Genomic DNA, 13691 nt, shown 5'->3' with positions numbered 1-13691 from the left:
CTTTCATGCTGCCGACAGCAAGCTTTAAGCTTATGTTAGGTATCATATGATTATTCGCGAAAGGGAGTCAGGGGAATGCCAAACGATTCATTGTCCAGATCCGGCAATCGCAATAGAAACACATCTAAAGAGAAGCCGAAGGGCAAGAAAAAGAAAATAACAGGTAAGCGAGTGGGGTGGACGCTATTTATTACAGCGGCGTTAGCCATATTTTGCGCACTTGGTGGATACTTATTTGTCATGGTTAATGGCGAAAAAATTTACAAAGCCAACAAGGACAAAATTACAGTGAACGAGACATCGAAGGTTTATGACCGCAACGGTGTGCTCATGGGTGAGTTGTCTGTGCAAAAAAGCGATCCTGTCAAAAGTGAAGAAATTCCACCGCTGCTCAAAAAAGCATTTATCGCAACCGAGGATAAGCGTTTTATGGAGCATCAAGGGGTTGATATTTGGTCTATCGGCCGGGCAGCCGTTAAGGATATCGTGGCCCGTTCGGCAGTGGAGGGTGGCAGTACGCTGACTCAGCAGCTGGCCAAAAACTTGTTTTTGACACGTGACAAAACCTTTTTCCGTAAAGCGACAGAGGTATCCATCGCAATGGCGCTGGAGCGGAATTTGACTAAAGATGAAATTATTACACTCTACCTGAACCGGATTTGGTTTGGACGCTCGTATTCTGGAATTAAGGCAGCGTCGGAAGGCTATTTTGGGCAAACGGATTTGAATAAATTAAAATTGTGGCAGGTCGCTACACTGGCAGCTATTCCAAAAGGGCCATCCAAGTATAATCCGATTAGTAACCCAGAAAACTCAAAGGCCCGGCGTGCTGTGGTTCTCCAGCTGATGTTTGAGCAGGGAATGATTGGAAAGCAGGAGATGGAAGAGGCCAAGGCTGTAAATTACGATTACAAACAGCCGGAAAAAGTTCAAAAGTATCAAAATTTTATGGAATACGTCATGGATGAGGCAGAGGATGCGTTGCCAGGAGTTAGCGGTAATGATCTGATTATTGGTGGTTATAAAATTCATACCACAATGGATGCCCAGGCTCAAAATGCGCTGGATCAGGCGATGGCAGATGATGACATGTTCGAAAAAAGTCCGGACGATCAGCCTGTTCAAGCCTCGATGGTCATTATTAACAACCAGACAGGTGGAATTGCCGCGATGGCACCCGGACGGGATTACAAAAAGGGAACCTTCAATCGTGCGACACAGAGCCGCAGACAGCCAGGATCGGCCTTTAAGCCGATTGTAGCCTATGCGCCAGCTCTTGAATCCGGTAAGTTTACGATGGATACCCCTTTGAGTAACGAACGCCAGAGTTTTAACGGATACAGTCCGAAAAACTTGCATGGTTACTCGTCGACCATCAGCATGCTCGACGCCATTACGAAGTCTGAAAATATTCCGCCTGTATGGTTGCTGAACCAAATCGGTGTGGAAAAAGGGGTTCAATTTGCCGAGAGCGTAGGCATTCCGATGGACAAAAATGATCACTCACTTGCTATCGCATTGGGTGGATTAAGCAAAGGAACGAATACCCTTGAAATGGCGCAGGCGTACAGCGCTTTTGCCAATAAAGGACAATTCCAAAAAGCTTATTCTATTAAGCAAATTAACAATAGTGATGATCAAGTTGTTTATACTCATGAAGAGGAAACTAAATCTGTAATGAGTGAAAAAACGGCTTATGAAATGACACAAATGATGCAAAATGTAGTCAATAGCGGTACAGGTCGCAAAGCACGTATTGACTGGCCTGTAGCTGGTAAAACGGGTACGACCCAAAGTGGGATTAGCGGTAACAGTGGTAACCGGGACATCTGGTTTGTCGGTTATACACCGGAATATACCGGAGCAGTATGGATGGGTTATGACAAGCCGGACAGCAAGCATATGCTGAGAAACTACAGTGGGCAGTCGGCAGCCTTTTTCGGAAGGGTCATGGGTGAAGCTCTCAAGGGACACCCGGTTACGCAATTCAGCGAGCCGAAGGGATATGAACCACCAGTTGAGCAGAAGCCAGAAGAGCCGGTTCAGGCTACCGCTCCGAGCGGACTGAGCGGGTCTTATAGTCAGGACACCCAAATTGTATCGTTATCCTGGACTGCGGCTACGGGGGATAATGTACAATACCGCGTGTATCGCAAGGGGACTTCCGATACAGGCTTTACGGCAATCATGGAGGCCATGAAGGGCACGAGTGGTGAAGACACGTCTCCTATAGCTGGAAACACGTATGAATATTATGTAGTAGCTTATGGGGCGGATGGTAAAGAATCCGAGGCTTCTAATACGATCCGTGTGGAAATTCCGGCTGAGACTACTCCGGTTGATCCACAGCCAGGGACTGATCCAAACGAGAATGGAACCTTACCGGATAATGGCGGGGCTACAGACGGACAAAACGGTACAGATCAGGGAAATACAACTCCTGGCGGTATCAATAACAATAATGGCTCAGGTCAGGTTCCGGCATCTCCTGGGGATACTAATGGGAATGGTGCTGGCGGCACAGGTAACAATAGTGGCAATTCCGGCAATGGAAACGATACTAATCAGGGAAATGGTCAGACTACTACACCGGATGCAGGTATTTCTGATGAAGATACTATGGTAAATCCAGAAAACACGGATGCATCTACGACTGAAGTCACAACGGATGGGACTCAAGAAGGCAATTCCAACGGTCATTCGAACTCCAATCGTGGACGTCACAATCGGAATTAGCAAGTATTGCTTTATGCAAGTTGAATTTGTTTCAAATCAAAGGTATTCTCAGTCCGTGAACTGGTCTGAGAATACCTTTTTTGCTGTTTTAAAGGGGTTCTTTTTGAGTGTACAGTTTAAATATGGTAAGCTGGTTTTACCAATGTTGGAGAGGAACATCATTTATGAAGCGCAAATTCGGAGACCGGGCCAACTGGCGCAGAATCACCAATCGCAAGTTTGCTTGCCGGTATGTAGAAAGTGACGCGTTTACAGGATATGTGACCCTGTATACAATTTTGAGTCTCAAGGAGCCGTTATGGAAAAGTTACGGTGGTCATACGTTTTGCATAGCCGATAAAGGATATTCCTGGCTGCAATATTACCCAAAAGGTGAGCACTATGTGGTGACTGCTATGTTTGACAATCGGGAGCAGATCGTTGAATGGTACATTGACACCTGCCGTAATCAGGGTGTGACCGATCAAGGAGTCCCATGGTTTGACGATTTGTATTTGGATGTTGTGGTGCTTAAAAACGGTGAAATCTTCCTAGTGGATGAGGATGAATTGGAGGAGGCGTTACAACGGGGGCATATCTCAACGCAAGAGGCAGAATTGGCTAACCGTACAGCGGCTGATGTGTTACATCAGATAGATGCCCACGTGTTCCCCTATTTTAAAATGTCACTGAAACACCGGTCAGAATGGTTTCACAACGGTGATTTCAAGAGAGAACGGTGAAAGTTTTGCAGTGGATTAAAGACACTGGGCCCAAACGTCCTGAGTTGAAAAGCAGGCAGAGTCGCCTTAAGAAAATATCTATGGTATCCAAGCGTCTTGTACTTTGTTTGATGATTTTCATTTTGGTCGGATTGGTATGGGCAGGTATCCGAGTGTGGAACATGAATACGGCTGCCTCTACCACTCCGCTCCAGCAAGTGCAAATTGGTATCGTACTAGGTGCTTCTATGTGGGGAGCTGAGCCCAGCCCTGGATTGAAGGAAAGGCTGGAAGAAGCCTTGCACTTATACCGCAACGGGACGGTACAGCGTCTAATTGTAAGTGGGGGACTGGATAAACCAGATTTTCCGTATACGGAGGCTGAGGGCATGCAACGCTATTTGGTAGATAAAGGGGTCCCTGTACAGCATATTGTGTTGGAAAACCATGCGACCAGTACTTACGAAAATCTGCTCTATAGCCAGCGCATTATGAAGGAATATGGATGGACCTCCACCGTGATCATTACACATAGCTATCATGGCCCTCGGGCGATGGAGATTGCTCAATTCTTGAATTTTGATCATCCTCAGATGGCTCTGACGGAATCCAAAGTGCTGAATATGCCAATTCATCAATCAAGAGAAGTATTGGCATACGCTAAATGGACGCTGCAACGGTGGTGGATCAGCGCTCAAACTTGGGTTGCCTGAATTTAAGAAAAGGCTTTGTGCACGTTCCCGTTGCTTTTATGCTAATAAGGACATGCCAGACCGAATACATTAATAGGGTAAGCTGTGCCTGAAGAAATGTTGAGGTGATGGATGCATGAACGGACGGGGAATCGCCGCGGGCAAGCGGTCGGAGGAGAGACCTTCCAGACAAATTAATGTCGTGCTGCGTAGCCCGGAGCCGATAGCTTCGGTGACTGTGGACGAGACGGAAGCAGTGGCTTCAACCAAGTCACAGGCTCTACCGCAGTATCTCAGTCTTTATCAGGAAATTCAGAAAGAACTCGATCATCTCGTCGGCTTGGATAACATCAAAGACCTGGTATTTGAGGTATATGCCTTTTTGCAAATCGCCCATATGCGCACGGATGCGGGATTGTTGAGCAATGCACACGTATATCACATGATTTTCAAAGGAAATCCAGGTACGGGGAAAACGACAGTAGCCCGCATTATCGCTAAAATGCTGCAAAAAATGGGGGTACTGAGCAAAGGTCATCTGATTGAGGTGGAGAGGGCTGATCTGGTCGGTGAGTATATTGGGCACACTGCACAGAAAACGCGAGATCTGGTAAAGAAATCTCTTGGCGGCGTGTTGTTCATTGATGAGGCTTACAGTTTGGCACGCGGAGGGGAAAAGGATTTTGGAAAAGAAGCGATTGATACCTTGGTAAAGTCCATGGAAGATCAAAAAAATCAATTTATTTTGATTCTCGCTGGATACTCGGGGGAAATGGACTTTTTTTTACGAACGAATCCTGGTCTTCCTTCTCGCTTTCCAATCCAGTTGGATTTTCCTGATTATACTGTAGATCAGCTTATCCAAATTTCCGAGATGATGGCCAAGGAGCGGGACTATATTCTCATGCCTCAGTCCATAATTAAAATGAAGGAGCATTTGCTAAACGAGCGTAATGACAGTCTTCATGCATTTAGTAATGCACGCTATGTTCGTAACGTGATTGAAAAAGCGATTCGGCACCAAGCTGTCAGGTTGCTCAATCAGTACCGGAGCGGGCAACCCGGCAAGCAGGAATTGATGACGCTGCGTCCAGAGGATTTGAAAATGGACAAAAGATAGGCGATAATAGGAATCTGAATCACATCGAATGGTATGACATCGAACGGGGGCCGGCCTGAACATCAGGTCGGTCTCTGTTCGAGAGTTGACATGAAAATAAAGGAGCAAACAATATGGCGAACTCCACTCATGATACACAAACTGAAATGCAGGACAAGGCGGTACTGGTCAGTCTGATTACGGATGAAGTCAAACGATCTGGCATCAATACGGAATACTCGTTGGATGAGCTGGTGAAATTGGCTGAGACAGCGGGAGTTGAAGTACTGAGCGTCCTGACACAGAATAAGGAAGCCAAGGATTCAAAATGGTTTATTGGCAAAGGAAAAGTAGAGGAATTGCGTGCAGTTGCTGAAGAATTGGGAGCGAATACAGCTATTTTTGATCAGGAGCTCTCGGGGGCCCAAGTACGGAATCTGGAAGAAAGTCTGGATCTCAAAATTATTGACCGGACACAGTTGATTCTGGACATTTTTGCTCAACGTGCAAAAACACGGGAAGGTATTATTCAGGTTGAACTGGCGCAGTTGTCATATTTACTCCCCCGTTTGTCTGGACATGGCAAAAATCTCTCGCGTCTCGGTGGCGGAATCGGAACACGTGGTCCTGGTGAAAGCAAGCTGGAGACAGACCGTCGTCATATTCGTGACCGAATCAGTGATCTGAAACGCCAACTGGAGGAAGTGACTCGTCACCGGTATTTGCACAGGGAGCGCAGACAAAAGAGCGGTATTGTTCAGGTTGCACTTGTTGGCTATACCAATGCGGGCAAATCGACGCTGTTGAAGCAACTGACAGCAGCCGATGTATATATTGAGAACCAACTGTTTGCGACGCTGGATCCTACCTCCAGAACAATGGAGCTACCGAGTGGAAAAGAAATTATTCTTACGGATACAGTCGGTTTTATCCAAAATCTTCCTCATGATTTGGTTGCTTCCTTCCGGGCTACTTTGGAGGAGGCGAATGAGGCTCATCTCATTTTGCATGTCGTGGACGCTTCCTCGGATATGCGAGACGAACAGATGAAAGTTGTAGAGACGATCTTGCAGCAGCTAGGGGCTGCGGACAAGCCTCAGATCGTATTATTTAACAAAAAAGATGCCTGTACCCCTGAGCAACTGGAAATGCTTCCTTCTGGGGAGGGCTATTTGAAAATTAGTGCTTTTGATGAAGGGGATTTGTTGCACATTCGTGAACTGATTCAAGAGCATCTGAGCGGTGATACGCTGAGATTCCGCATTCCTGCGGAACGTGGGGATTTAACCTCGGTGCTTTATCGAATCGGAGATGTACTGCTGACAGAGTATGATGGCAATGATGTCATTTATGAGGTTGAGATTCAAAGAGGCGAGTACGAAAAGTACGGTCATGCACTCAGCGAGTTCACAGAAGGTTAACATCTAATGATGTTTTTGGGTCAATAAAATGATAATACTCATCGTTCAAAGTGAACAATAATATAACATGAATAGCCTAAGGCTGCGTAAGAGAGAGGGTCAAGAAGGTAAATGGTAGTTTTTAGTCCAGAAATTCAGCAAATTCAGAAAACGGCAGAACATAAAATACAAGAACGTATACAGCACATAGATCATATTGTAGATTCAAATCAGTGGAAGGTAATTCAGGCATTTCAGCGGAAGCAAGTGAGCGATTTTCACTTTGCGGGTTCTACGGGATATGCTTACAATGACCGGGGACGTGAGGTGCTGGAAGAAGTCTATGCGGATGTGTTCGGTGCGGAGGCAGCGTTGGTGCGTCCGCATTTTGCCTCGGGTACTCATACAATTGCCACTGCTTTATTTGGTGTGCTGCGTCCAGGGGATGAACTGTTGTACATTACTGGGAGACCTTATGATACCCTCCACAAAGTGATTGGTAAGCCCGGCGATGGAACAGGATCATTGCAGGATTTTGGTGTTACTTATGGAGAAACCGCACTGACAGAGGAAGGTAAAGTGGACTGGGAAGCGGTGGAGGCTGCGATCTATGCCAATACCAAAGTGATCGGTATTCAGCGTTCACGCGGTTATGATTGGAGAGCTTCGTTTAGTGTAGCAGATATTGAAGAAATGACAGCACGTGTGAAGGAAATAAAACCTGACGTCATTGTCTTTGTTGACAATTGCTACGGTGAATTTACCGAGAAGTTGGAACCTACTCAGGTAGGTGTCGATTTGATGGCAGGTTCGTTGATTAAAAATCCCGGTGGTGGCATTGCAGAAACGGGTGGATATATCTGCGGCAAACAAAAGTATGTAGAGCTAGCATCCTACCGATTAACTGCACCTGGAATCGGTGGAGAAGTAGGTGCCATGCTAGGTACTACACGAGGCATATTTCAGGGACTATTCCTTGCTCCAACACTGGTTGGGCAAGCGGTTAAAGGGAGCGTATTCGCAGCTGCGGTCTTTGAGGAGATGGGATTTGAGACCAAACCTGCCTGGCATGAAGAGCGTACGGATTTGATTCAGGCTATTTCTTTTAGTGGACCAGAGCATCTAATTGCTTTTGTACAGGGCATTCAGCGTGCAGCTGCCGTGGATAGCCATGTGGTGCCGGAGCCGTGGGATATGCCGGGTTATGAGCATCCAGTTATCATGGCTGCAGGTACGTTCATACAAGGGGGAAGTTTGGAACTATCTGCGGATGCTCCGATTCGTGAGCCTTATATTGGTTACATGCAAGGGGGCTTAACCTACTCTCATGTTAAATTTGGAGTGCTTATGGCTCTGCAAACGATGAAAGAACGTAAATTATTGTGAGTTTTTCTAACATGTCATTGACACTTTGCATCAGCTAAATGTACAATAAGGTGAATAATAGATCACTGGAAGGTTGATGACAAATGGGCGACGAAATTCGCAGAAATATGGCCTTATTTCCAATAGGTATTGTCATGAAGCTAACGGACTTGTCAGCACGTCAGATTCGTTATTATGAACAGCATAACTTGATAGTTCCTGCCCGTACATCGGGAAACCAACGTCTTTTTTCTTTTAATGACGTAGAGCGTCTGCTTGAAATTAAGGCGTTGATCGAGAAGGGTGTTAACATTGCGGGAATTAAACAAGTCATGAATCCGGTTACCAAGGAATCGGAGGAAGCTACGGTTATTACAGCAGATACGGAAGTCAAACGCCGTGAAATGTCCGATACTCAGCTTCACCGCTTACTGAAACAACAACTTGTTGCAGGCAAAAGACCAGGACAGGTATCCCTGATCCAAGGCGAATTATCACGGTTCTTCAATAAGAGATAATGCTTTGACTTACCTCCTGGTATAAGGTCGCTTTACTTTAAAACCCGGTCTCATCATTTAAGTAATTTATAGAACAGCCGATTCGTATATAGTCGTTACAGAAAGGGAGAGGTTAGAGTGAGTTATAGCAGAGAAGATATCCTTCGGATTGCGAAAGAAGAAAATGTTCGTTTTATTCGTTTGCAATTTACAGATTTGCTGGGCACTATTAAGAACGTTGAAATTCCGGTTAGTCAACTGGAAAAAGCATTGGATAATAAAATGATGTTTGACGGATCTTCCATAGAAGGTTATGTGCGTATTGAAGAATCTGATATGTATTTATATCCGGATTTGGACACTTGGGTTGTATTCCCTTGGGTAACCTCGGATCGTGTAGCTCGTTTGATCTGCGATATTTATAAGCCGGACGGAGTTCCGTTTGCAGGCGACCCGCGGGGTATCTTGAAACGTGTACTTAAGGAAGCAGAAGAGTTGGGATACACTTCGATGAATGTCGGACCAGAGCCTGAATTCTTCTTGTTCAAAACGGATGAAAAAGGCGAGCCGACTACAGAACTGAATGACCAAGGCGGGTATTTTGACCTGGCTCCGATGGATCTGGGTGAAAACTGCCGTCGTGAAATTGTACTTAAGCTTGAAGAGATGGGCTTCGAAATTGAAGCATCTCATCATGAAGTTGCACCTGGTCAGCATGAGATTGACTTTAAATATGCAGATGCAATTAAAGCTGCCGACCAGATTCAAACGTTCAAGCTCGTTGTTAAGACGATTGCTCGTCAGCATGGTTTGCATGCTACCTTTATGCCAAAACCTTTGTTTGGTGTAAATGGCTCCGGTATGCACTGCAATCAATCCTTGTTTAAGGATAATGAAAATGTATTTTATGATGAAACGGATGAACTCGGATTAAGCCAGACGGCCCGCCACTATATGGCTGGTATTCTTAAACATGCACGTGCAATGGCAGCGATCACGAATCCAACGGTAAATTCCTACAAACGTCTCGTACCAGGTTATGAAGCGCCTTGTTATGTGGCTTGGTCTGCAAGCAATCGCAGTCCAATGATTCGGATTCCCGCATCTCGTGGTCTGAGCACTCGCGTCGAAGTTCGTAACCCTGACCCGGCGGCGAATCCTTATTTGGCCTTGGCAGTGATGCTGAGAGCCGGTTTGGATGGTATCAAACGTCAGTTGGCTCTGCCAGCTCCGATTGATCGTAACATTTACGTGATGTCTGAGGAAGAGCGGATTGAAGAAGGCATTCCAAGTCTGCCTGCAGACTTGAAAGAAGCTTTGTCTGAGCTTATTCGGAGCGAAGTTATCTCTGACGCACTGGGCGACCATGCTCTGGCCTACTTCTATGAGCTTAAGGAAATTGAATGGGATATGTACAGAACCCAAGTGCATCAATGGGAACGTGATCAATATCTGACGCTTTACTAAAATGGGAAATCCCTTGGCGCTCTAAGCGTTGAGGGATTTTTTTGTATGTGGGTAATCCATCCGTCATTTGAGACTAATTAGTTCTCCCCACAATCTCCCCATAAAAAAATATTATTGAAGTAGACTCCCGGTAAAAGACTCATATTTCTCCATGCTATTCATCTCTATTTTTTTGGAGATGTGTGCATAAACGTCGGCTGTGAAAAAATTTCAAACTAACGTTGAATGCAAATATGTGTTGGATGCCTTGAAAGTCTTAGAAAATGAAGTCATTACACTCGGGTATACTGGCTCTTCTAAGCTACTCACACTCCAAAGTGACGAGTCGAGTTTCTACATTGTTCTTCCTTATAGGTGGCTGGTTAGATGAGTAAATACTATGCGAGAAAAATGATTTTTACTACTTACTACAGCGGCAGTCGGTCTTTGAAGATTAAGGAAGTTCGTTTGCTGGAAGCTATGGATGAGAGACAGATTTCTGTTTTTGAAAACGTGAGCAGTGACATTTTGGGAGTCGCCGCCAAACAGCAAGTGCCTTATGGATGTGGGTAATTTGAGGATTGAAAACAGATAGTAGAACTTACAGGAATATAACCAAAAGTCCACATGTTAAAAAGAAGAACCCAAAGAGAATCGATACAGAGCCTCTAAATTTCATGTCATCAATGTAAGCATCACTTGGTTCTGAGTCACCTTTGATCTTCCAGGCTTCGTTTGCACGCCATCCCCAAGTGGGATTTCGTTTACTTAAAATACCAAGCGAGAAAAAAATAATCGCAATAAAAATAAGCATGAATCCCATTGGATCAGCCCCTTTAAGTAAACTATACCAAAAAAGAACGACAGATGGAAAGTATCGTCCCTCAAGAACGGATAGAAGAAAAATAAGAGGGCTTTGCCCTCCATCTGAAGGTGTAATTTTAATCTGAATAGGCAACCGCGTTAAAACTTTCTATTCCTATTCGGGTGGCATCCGCTGTGCAAAATAGATATAAGGTATACACCAATTCATTTGATGGTGGTAGAGGGACATTGTAATCGGAAGCATTAATGGTGACGACCTGCACAGCGTTGGGATTTGCCTCGGAGACACTAACAGAGTAAAGGGCGTAAGCAACAGGAGAGTCGAGAGTGCCTCTAACAATAGAAATAGCAATAACGGAGTCAAATGGTGGAGTAGTGGGAAATGAAAGCTCAGCAATCCCTGATAATTGTACACGCATATTTTCCCCAGCGCCCGTCACGTCTAAGCCAAGCTCTGCGATGGCTACAGGAGTATTGGCTGGCAAGGGAATTGAGATTGTATTACCATAGCTTGCATTTTGAGATGTTCGAGCATCTAACAATCTAGTCATTATCTCATCTCCTTTTTGATAGTTTATGCAGAAGATATTCAGTGTTGAGGGCTTGGTAGATATGCCTCTAAGCTAATGCGGTGTATTGCGTCATTAATGGCCCCGAAGAGTAGAGAGGAAGGATACAAGATGGAACTTAGCGAGAAACAGCTGGAGAATGTGAGCACGCTTGGGGCTTAACTTACAACAAGAAGCCGACAAAAAACAATTTTTACTGTGACACGGTCGATCGGTTTGGAATGATCTTGTTGCTAAAGGGTTAGCTACAAAACGAGGCGGACGGGATGAGAAAAGTGCATATTTTCGCCTGACATATGAAGATGCGAAGACCGTTTATACAAAGCCAATGCCATGAAAGTATTTTGGAGCATTGCATTAAAAAGTTTTGAACCCATAGGGGACAAGAAGGAGGGGAACTTTCCATAAAGGAGAGAGACACAATGCATCCCCTATACCAAAGGAGAGATAACCCGTGAGTAAATACAAAGTGTATGAAACAGTAGCGGTGAGACAGTTGGTTTATCTAGAAGAATACGAAGGGAATAGAATGCGTGAGATCGGAGCGCAGATTCGGTCTGAAAAGCCCAATATGATCATAACCCCACAAGAAATAGAAGAATTAGGGGGATTAGAACTGATTGACATAGATATTAGACAAATATACCTATAATGAGCGATAAGCACAGTGAGGTAATACACCTCAAACGCTACATAGAGCGGTTTTACGTGGATGAGGTAGGGAGTAACCACCAATACAATACGCTCACCCAGGAACGTTGGAAGGATGATAGATATGAATGTGTGGCCGATATCGGCTATTAAACAAGATGGTAAGTCCAGATGTGCCAACTGCGGAAAGCCGATAAGCGAAGCTAGAGAAAAACTTACAGGCAGGTTATACGATGGGGAGTTTGCTTGCTGTCGGGAATGTGATGATGAACATGAAGAATTAGGCAGCAGCCCCATTGAACATGGGATAAGATATCGTGATTTGAATATTAAGCCTATACAGGGTGTCGGTCACACGGCACCAAAGGGAGAATATATAGATGAAAATCGTAGTGAATAATGAGCAGGAAGCGGACTGCGTCGCTTCTTCCAAGACGGACACGAATATTCGATCATGGACTTGATCAAATCAGAAAAGGAAAAACAAGAAGACACAGAAGACTTGCAAGGAGAAGATTTTCGCATTTTGGCAGAAGGATTTTTTTGGTCAGAACTGCATATAGAGATTGATCGAAAAGAAGAAGAACTGAAATTTCGAAGACGACGATTGGGTGACAGGAGAATGCAACACTGTGGTACTCATACGACGGGAAACAATCGCGATGAAGATTAACCTATAGTGAGTGAAAAGCGATGGATTCTCCTGAATCGCGGGCTACTTGGCGATACGAGGATTGTTACAATCGTCTATGTCCGTGCTGCTCAGAACGTCTTATAGGAGACGATGAAGACGACGAATGCTGGGGGAGGAACAACAATGACAGATAAACCAGACTGGGAAAAGCGAATGGTTTACTGGATACTGGAAGCCGAAAAAGAAAAAAGTTGGGCAGATAATATAGAAAAACGGTTGTATTTTTCGAACACCGAAAATGAAATTATTGAAAGGAAACATAAAGGTACTCGTCGATACTCAAAAGGAATCTGAATCCCTAATACAACAAAGGATGCAGAGATAGCCAGACTAAACGGGTCACTCATGAAAGCCTTCCAGCTGTGGACTGATTATTTTAATGCACCGAACGCAGAGGGCAAAGTGTGTATTAATATCGAGTTATCTAAAGTGTTTGCGAATGCGGCGGTCAAGGAGGATGCCACATGATACGCGCATATACCACTATATTAGCTGCTGTACTGTTGTTTATAGGTGTAGTACAAGTAGATAGGTATATGTTGATTGAGACTGTGCCGGCAAGCGAGGTGAGGATTAAATATGGCAAATAATAACGATGAAAAAAATAAGCACCTATGAAAAAAAGTGCTTACTTTAAAGTTAGTTTTATTATTAAGGGAATATTTTGTAAATGTAGCCTTGATATAATGGGCATACTTTGTTGTTGCCTTTTTGTTGCCATTTATATAAATTAATATTTCCTCCAAATCCTCCTGTCATGTAAAATTTTTGAGTTGGAACTGTCGATTTCATATCCTCTTTAACTGTTGCACCTCTGATGCCACTTACCCATTTTTTGTTCCCTTGAGGCGGATCATATGGTGACTGAGAAGAAATATTTGCTGAAGTTGGGGCTTGTTCTGCAAAACCTAAAGACGGTACAGACAATGCCCCAAGAAGAACTGTGCCAGCAGCCAAAGCAATAATAGATTTTCTCAAAAGTAAAGCCTCCTTAGTTTGTTTTCTTCGTATGCAAA

Annotated in this window: 17 protein-coding genes; 14 read left to right on the top strand and 3 right to left on the bottom strand. The window is 44.5% G+C overall.

Annotated features, from left to right (window positions below):
* The first annotated feature begins 75 nt into the window (after nucleotides 1-75).
* The 9 genes from NLX82_RS01540 to NLX82_RS01495 all read left to right on the top strand — a co-directional run bounded on the left by NLX82_RS01540 (nucleotide 76) and on the right by NLX82_RS01495 (nucleotide 10509).
* Nucleotides 76-2736, top strand: coding sequence for a PBP1A family penicillin-binding protein (locus tag NLX82_RS01540; RefSeq protein WP_028540710.1), 2661 nt, complete (start codon nucleotides 76-78; stop codon nucleotides 2734-2736).
* 164 nt (nucleotides 2737-2900) lie between these two features.
* Nucleotides 2901-3458: a ribonuclease FAU-1 family protein gene (locus NLX82_RS01535; protein ID WP_028540711.1), complete on the top strand. Its 558-nt coding sequence runs from the start codon at nucleotides 2901-2903 to the stop codon at nucleotides 3456-3458.
* Nucleotides 3455-4150, top strand: coding sequence for a YdcF family protein (locus tag NLX82_RS01530; protein WP_023989041.1), 696 nt, complete (start codon nucleotides 3455-3457; stop codon nucleotides 4148-4150). Before NLX82_RS01535 ends, NLX82_RS01530 begins: the two co-directional genes overlap by 4 nt.
* A gap of 115 nt (nucleotides 4151-4265) precedes the next feature.
* On the top strand, nucleotides 4266-5249 hold the full coding sequence (locus NLX82_RS01525) for an AAA family ATPase (protein WP_025718768.1): 984 nt from the start codon (nucleotides 4266-4268) through the stop codon (nucleotides 5247-5249).
* Nucleotides 5250-5362: 113 nt separating this feature from the next.
* A complete protein-coding gene (gene hflX, locus NLX82_RS01520) occupies nucleotides 5363-6649 on the top strand; it encodes a GTPase HflX (protein ID WP_023989039.1) in 1287 nt (428 codons plus the stop codon).
* A gap of 111 nt (nucleotides 6650-6760) precedes the next feature.
* Nucleotides 6761-8014, top strand: coding sequence for a methionine gamma-lyase family protein (locus NLX82_RS01515; protein WP_076159213.1), 1254 nt, complete (start codon nucleotides 6761-6763; stop codon nucleotides 8012-8014).
* An 83-nt stretch (nucleotides 8015-8097) separates the two neighbouring features.
* Nucleotides 8098-8511, top strand: a complete 414-nt coding sequence (locus tag NLX82_RS01510; RefSeq protein ID WP_007430683.1) for a MerR family transcriptional regulator — start codon at nucleotides 8098-8100, stop codon at nucleotides 8509-8511.
* Between the two features lie 117 nt (nucleotides 8512-8628).
* Complete coding sequence (glnA, locus tag NLX82_RS01505) at nucleotides 8629-9957, top strand: type I glutamate--ammonia ligase (RefSeq protein WP_013310575.1); 1329 nt, start codon at nucleotides 8629-8631, stop codon at nucleotides 9955-9957.
* Between the two features lie 366 nt (nucleotides 9958-10323).
* Nucleotides 10324-10509 carry a hypothetical protein gene (locus NLX82_RS01495; protein ID WP_068942649.1) on the top strand — a complete coding sequence of 62 codons (186 nt, stop codon included), beginning with the start codon at nucleotides 10324-10326 and terminating at the stop codon, nucleotides 10507-10509.
* Nucleotides 10510-10537: 28 nt separating this feature from the next.
* Here the strand turns inward: NLX82_RS01495 and NLX82_RS01490 are convergent, their stop codons facing one another.
* Entirely contained in the window at nucleotides 10538-10894 is a 357-nt protein-coding gene (locus NLX82_RS01490) for a DUF6199 family natural product biosynthesis protein (protein WP_237449129.1), read from the bottom strand.
* The gene (locus NLX82_RS01485) at nucleotides 10878-11312 is read right to left on the bottom strand and encodes a hypothetical protein (RefSeq protein ID WP_023989036.1); all 435 of its coding nucleotides are present in this window, start codon (nucleotides 11310-11312) and stop codon (nucleotides 10878-10880) included. The genes NLX82_RS01490 and NLX82_RS01485 overlap by 17 nt, the downstream gene beginning before the upstream one ends.
* A gap of 472 nt (nucleotides 11313-11784) precedes the next feature.
* Here NLX82_RS01485 and NLX82_RS01480 point away from each other — a divergent pair, with 472 nt between their 5' ends.
* The 5 genes from NLX82_RS01480 (at nucleotide 11785) to NLX82_RS27490 (ending at nucleotide 13265) form a co-directional block, all read left to right on the top strand.
* Complete coding sequence (locus tag NLX82_RS01480; protein WP_023989035.1) at nucleotides 11785-11982, top strand: hypothetical protein; 198 nt, start codon at nucleotides 11785-11787, stop codon at nucleotides 11980-11982.
* Between the two features lie 123 nt (nucleotides 11983-12105).
* Nucleotides 12106-12381 carry a hypothetical protein gene (locus NLX82_RS01475; protein WP_023989034.1) on the top strand — a complete coding sequence of 92 codons (276 nt, stop codon included), beginning with the start codon at nucleotides 12106-12108 and terminating at the stop codon, nucleotides 12379-12381.
* A gap of 54 nt (nucleotides 12382-12435) precedes the next feature.
* Nucleotides 12436-12654: a hypothetical protein gene (locus NLX82_RS01470; RefSeq protein WP_254347429.1), complete on the top strand. Its 219-nt coding sequence runs from the start codon at nucleotides 12436-12438 to the stop codon at nucleotides 12652-12654.
* A 144-nt stretch (nucleotides 12655-12798) separates the two neighbouring features.
* The gene (locus NLX82_RS01465) at nucleotides 12799-12969 is read left to right on the top strand and encodes a hypothetical protein (RefSeq protein WP_023989032.1); all 171 of its coding nucleotides are present in this window, start codon (nucleotides 12799-12801) and stop codon (nucleotides 12967-12969) included.
* Between the two features lie 170 nt (nucleotides 12970-13139).
* On the top strand, nucleotides 13140-13265 hold the full coding sequence (locus tag NLX82_RS27490; protein ID WP_023989030.1) for a hypothetical protein: 126 nt from the start codon (nucleotides 13140-13142) through the stop codon (nucleotides 13263-13265).
* A gap of 61 nt (nucleotides 13266-13326) precedes the next feature.
* On the opposite strand, the gene NLX82_RS01460 is transcribed toward NLX82_RS27490, so the two are convergent.
* Complete coding sequence (locus tag NLX82_RS01460; protein WP_023989029.1) at nucleotides 13327-13653, bottom strand: hypothetical protein; 327 nt, start codon at nucleotides 13651-13653, stop codon at nucleotides 13327-13329.
* Between the last annotated feature and the right edge of the window lie 38 nt (nucleotides 13654-13691).

The organism is Paenibacillus sp. A3M_27_13 (assembly GCF_024213315.1).
Classification (GTDB): domain Bacteria; phylum Bacillota; class Bacilli; order Paenibacillales; family Paenibacillaceae; genus Paenibacillus; species Paenibacillus polymyxa_B.
This window is presented reverse-complemented; position numbering and strand designations above follow the sequence as displayed.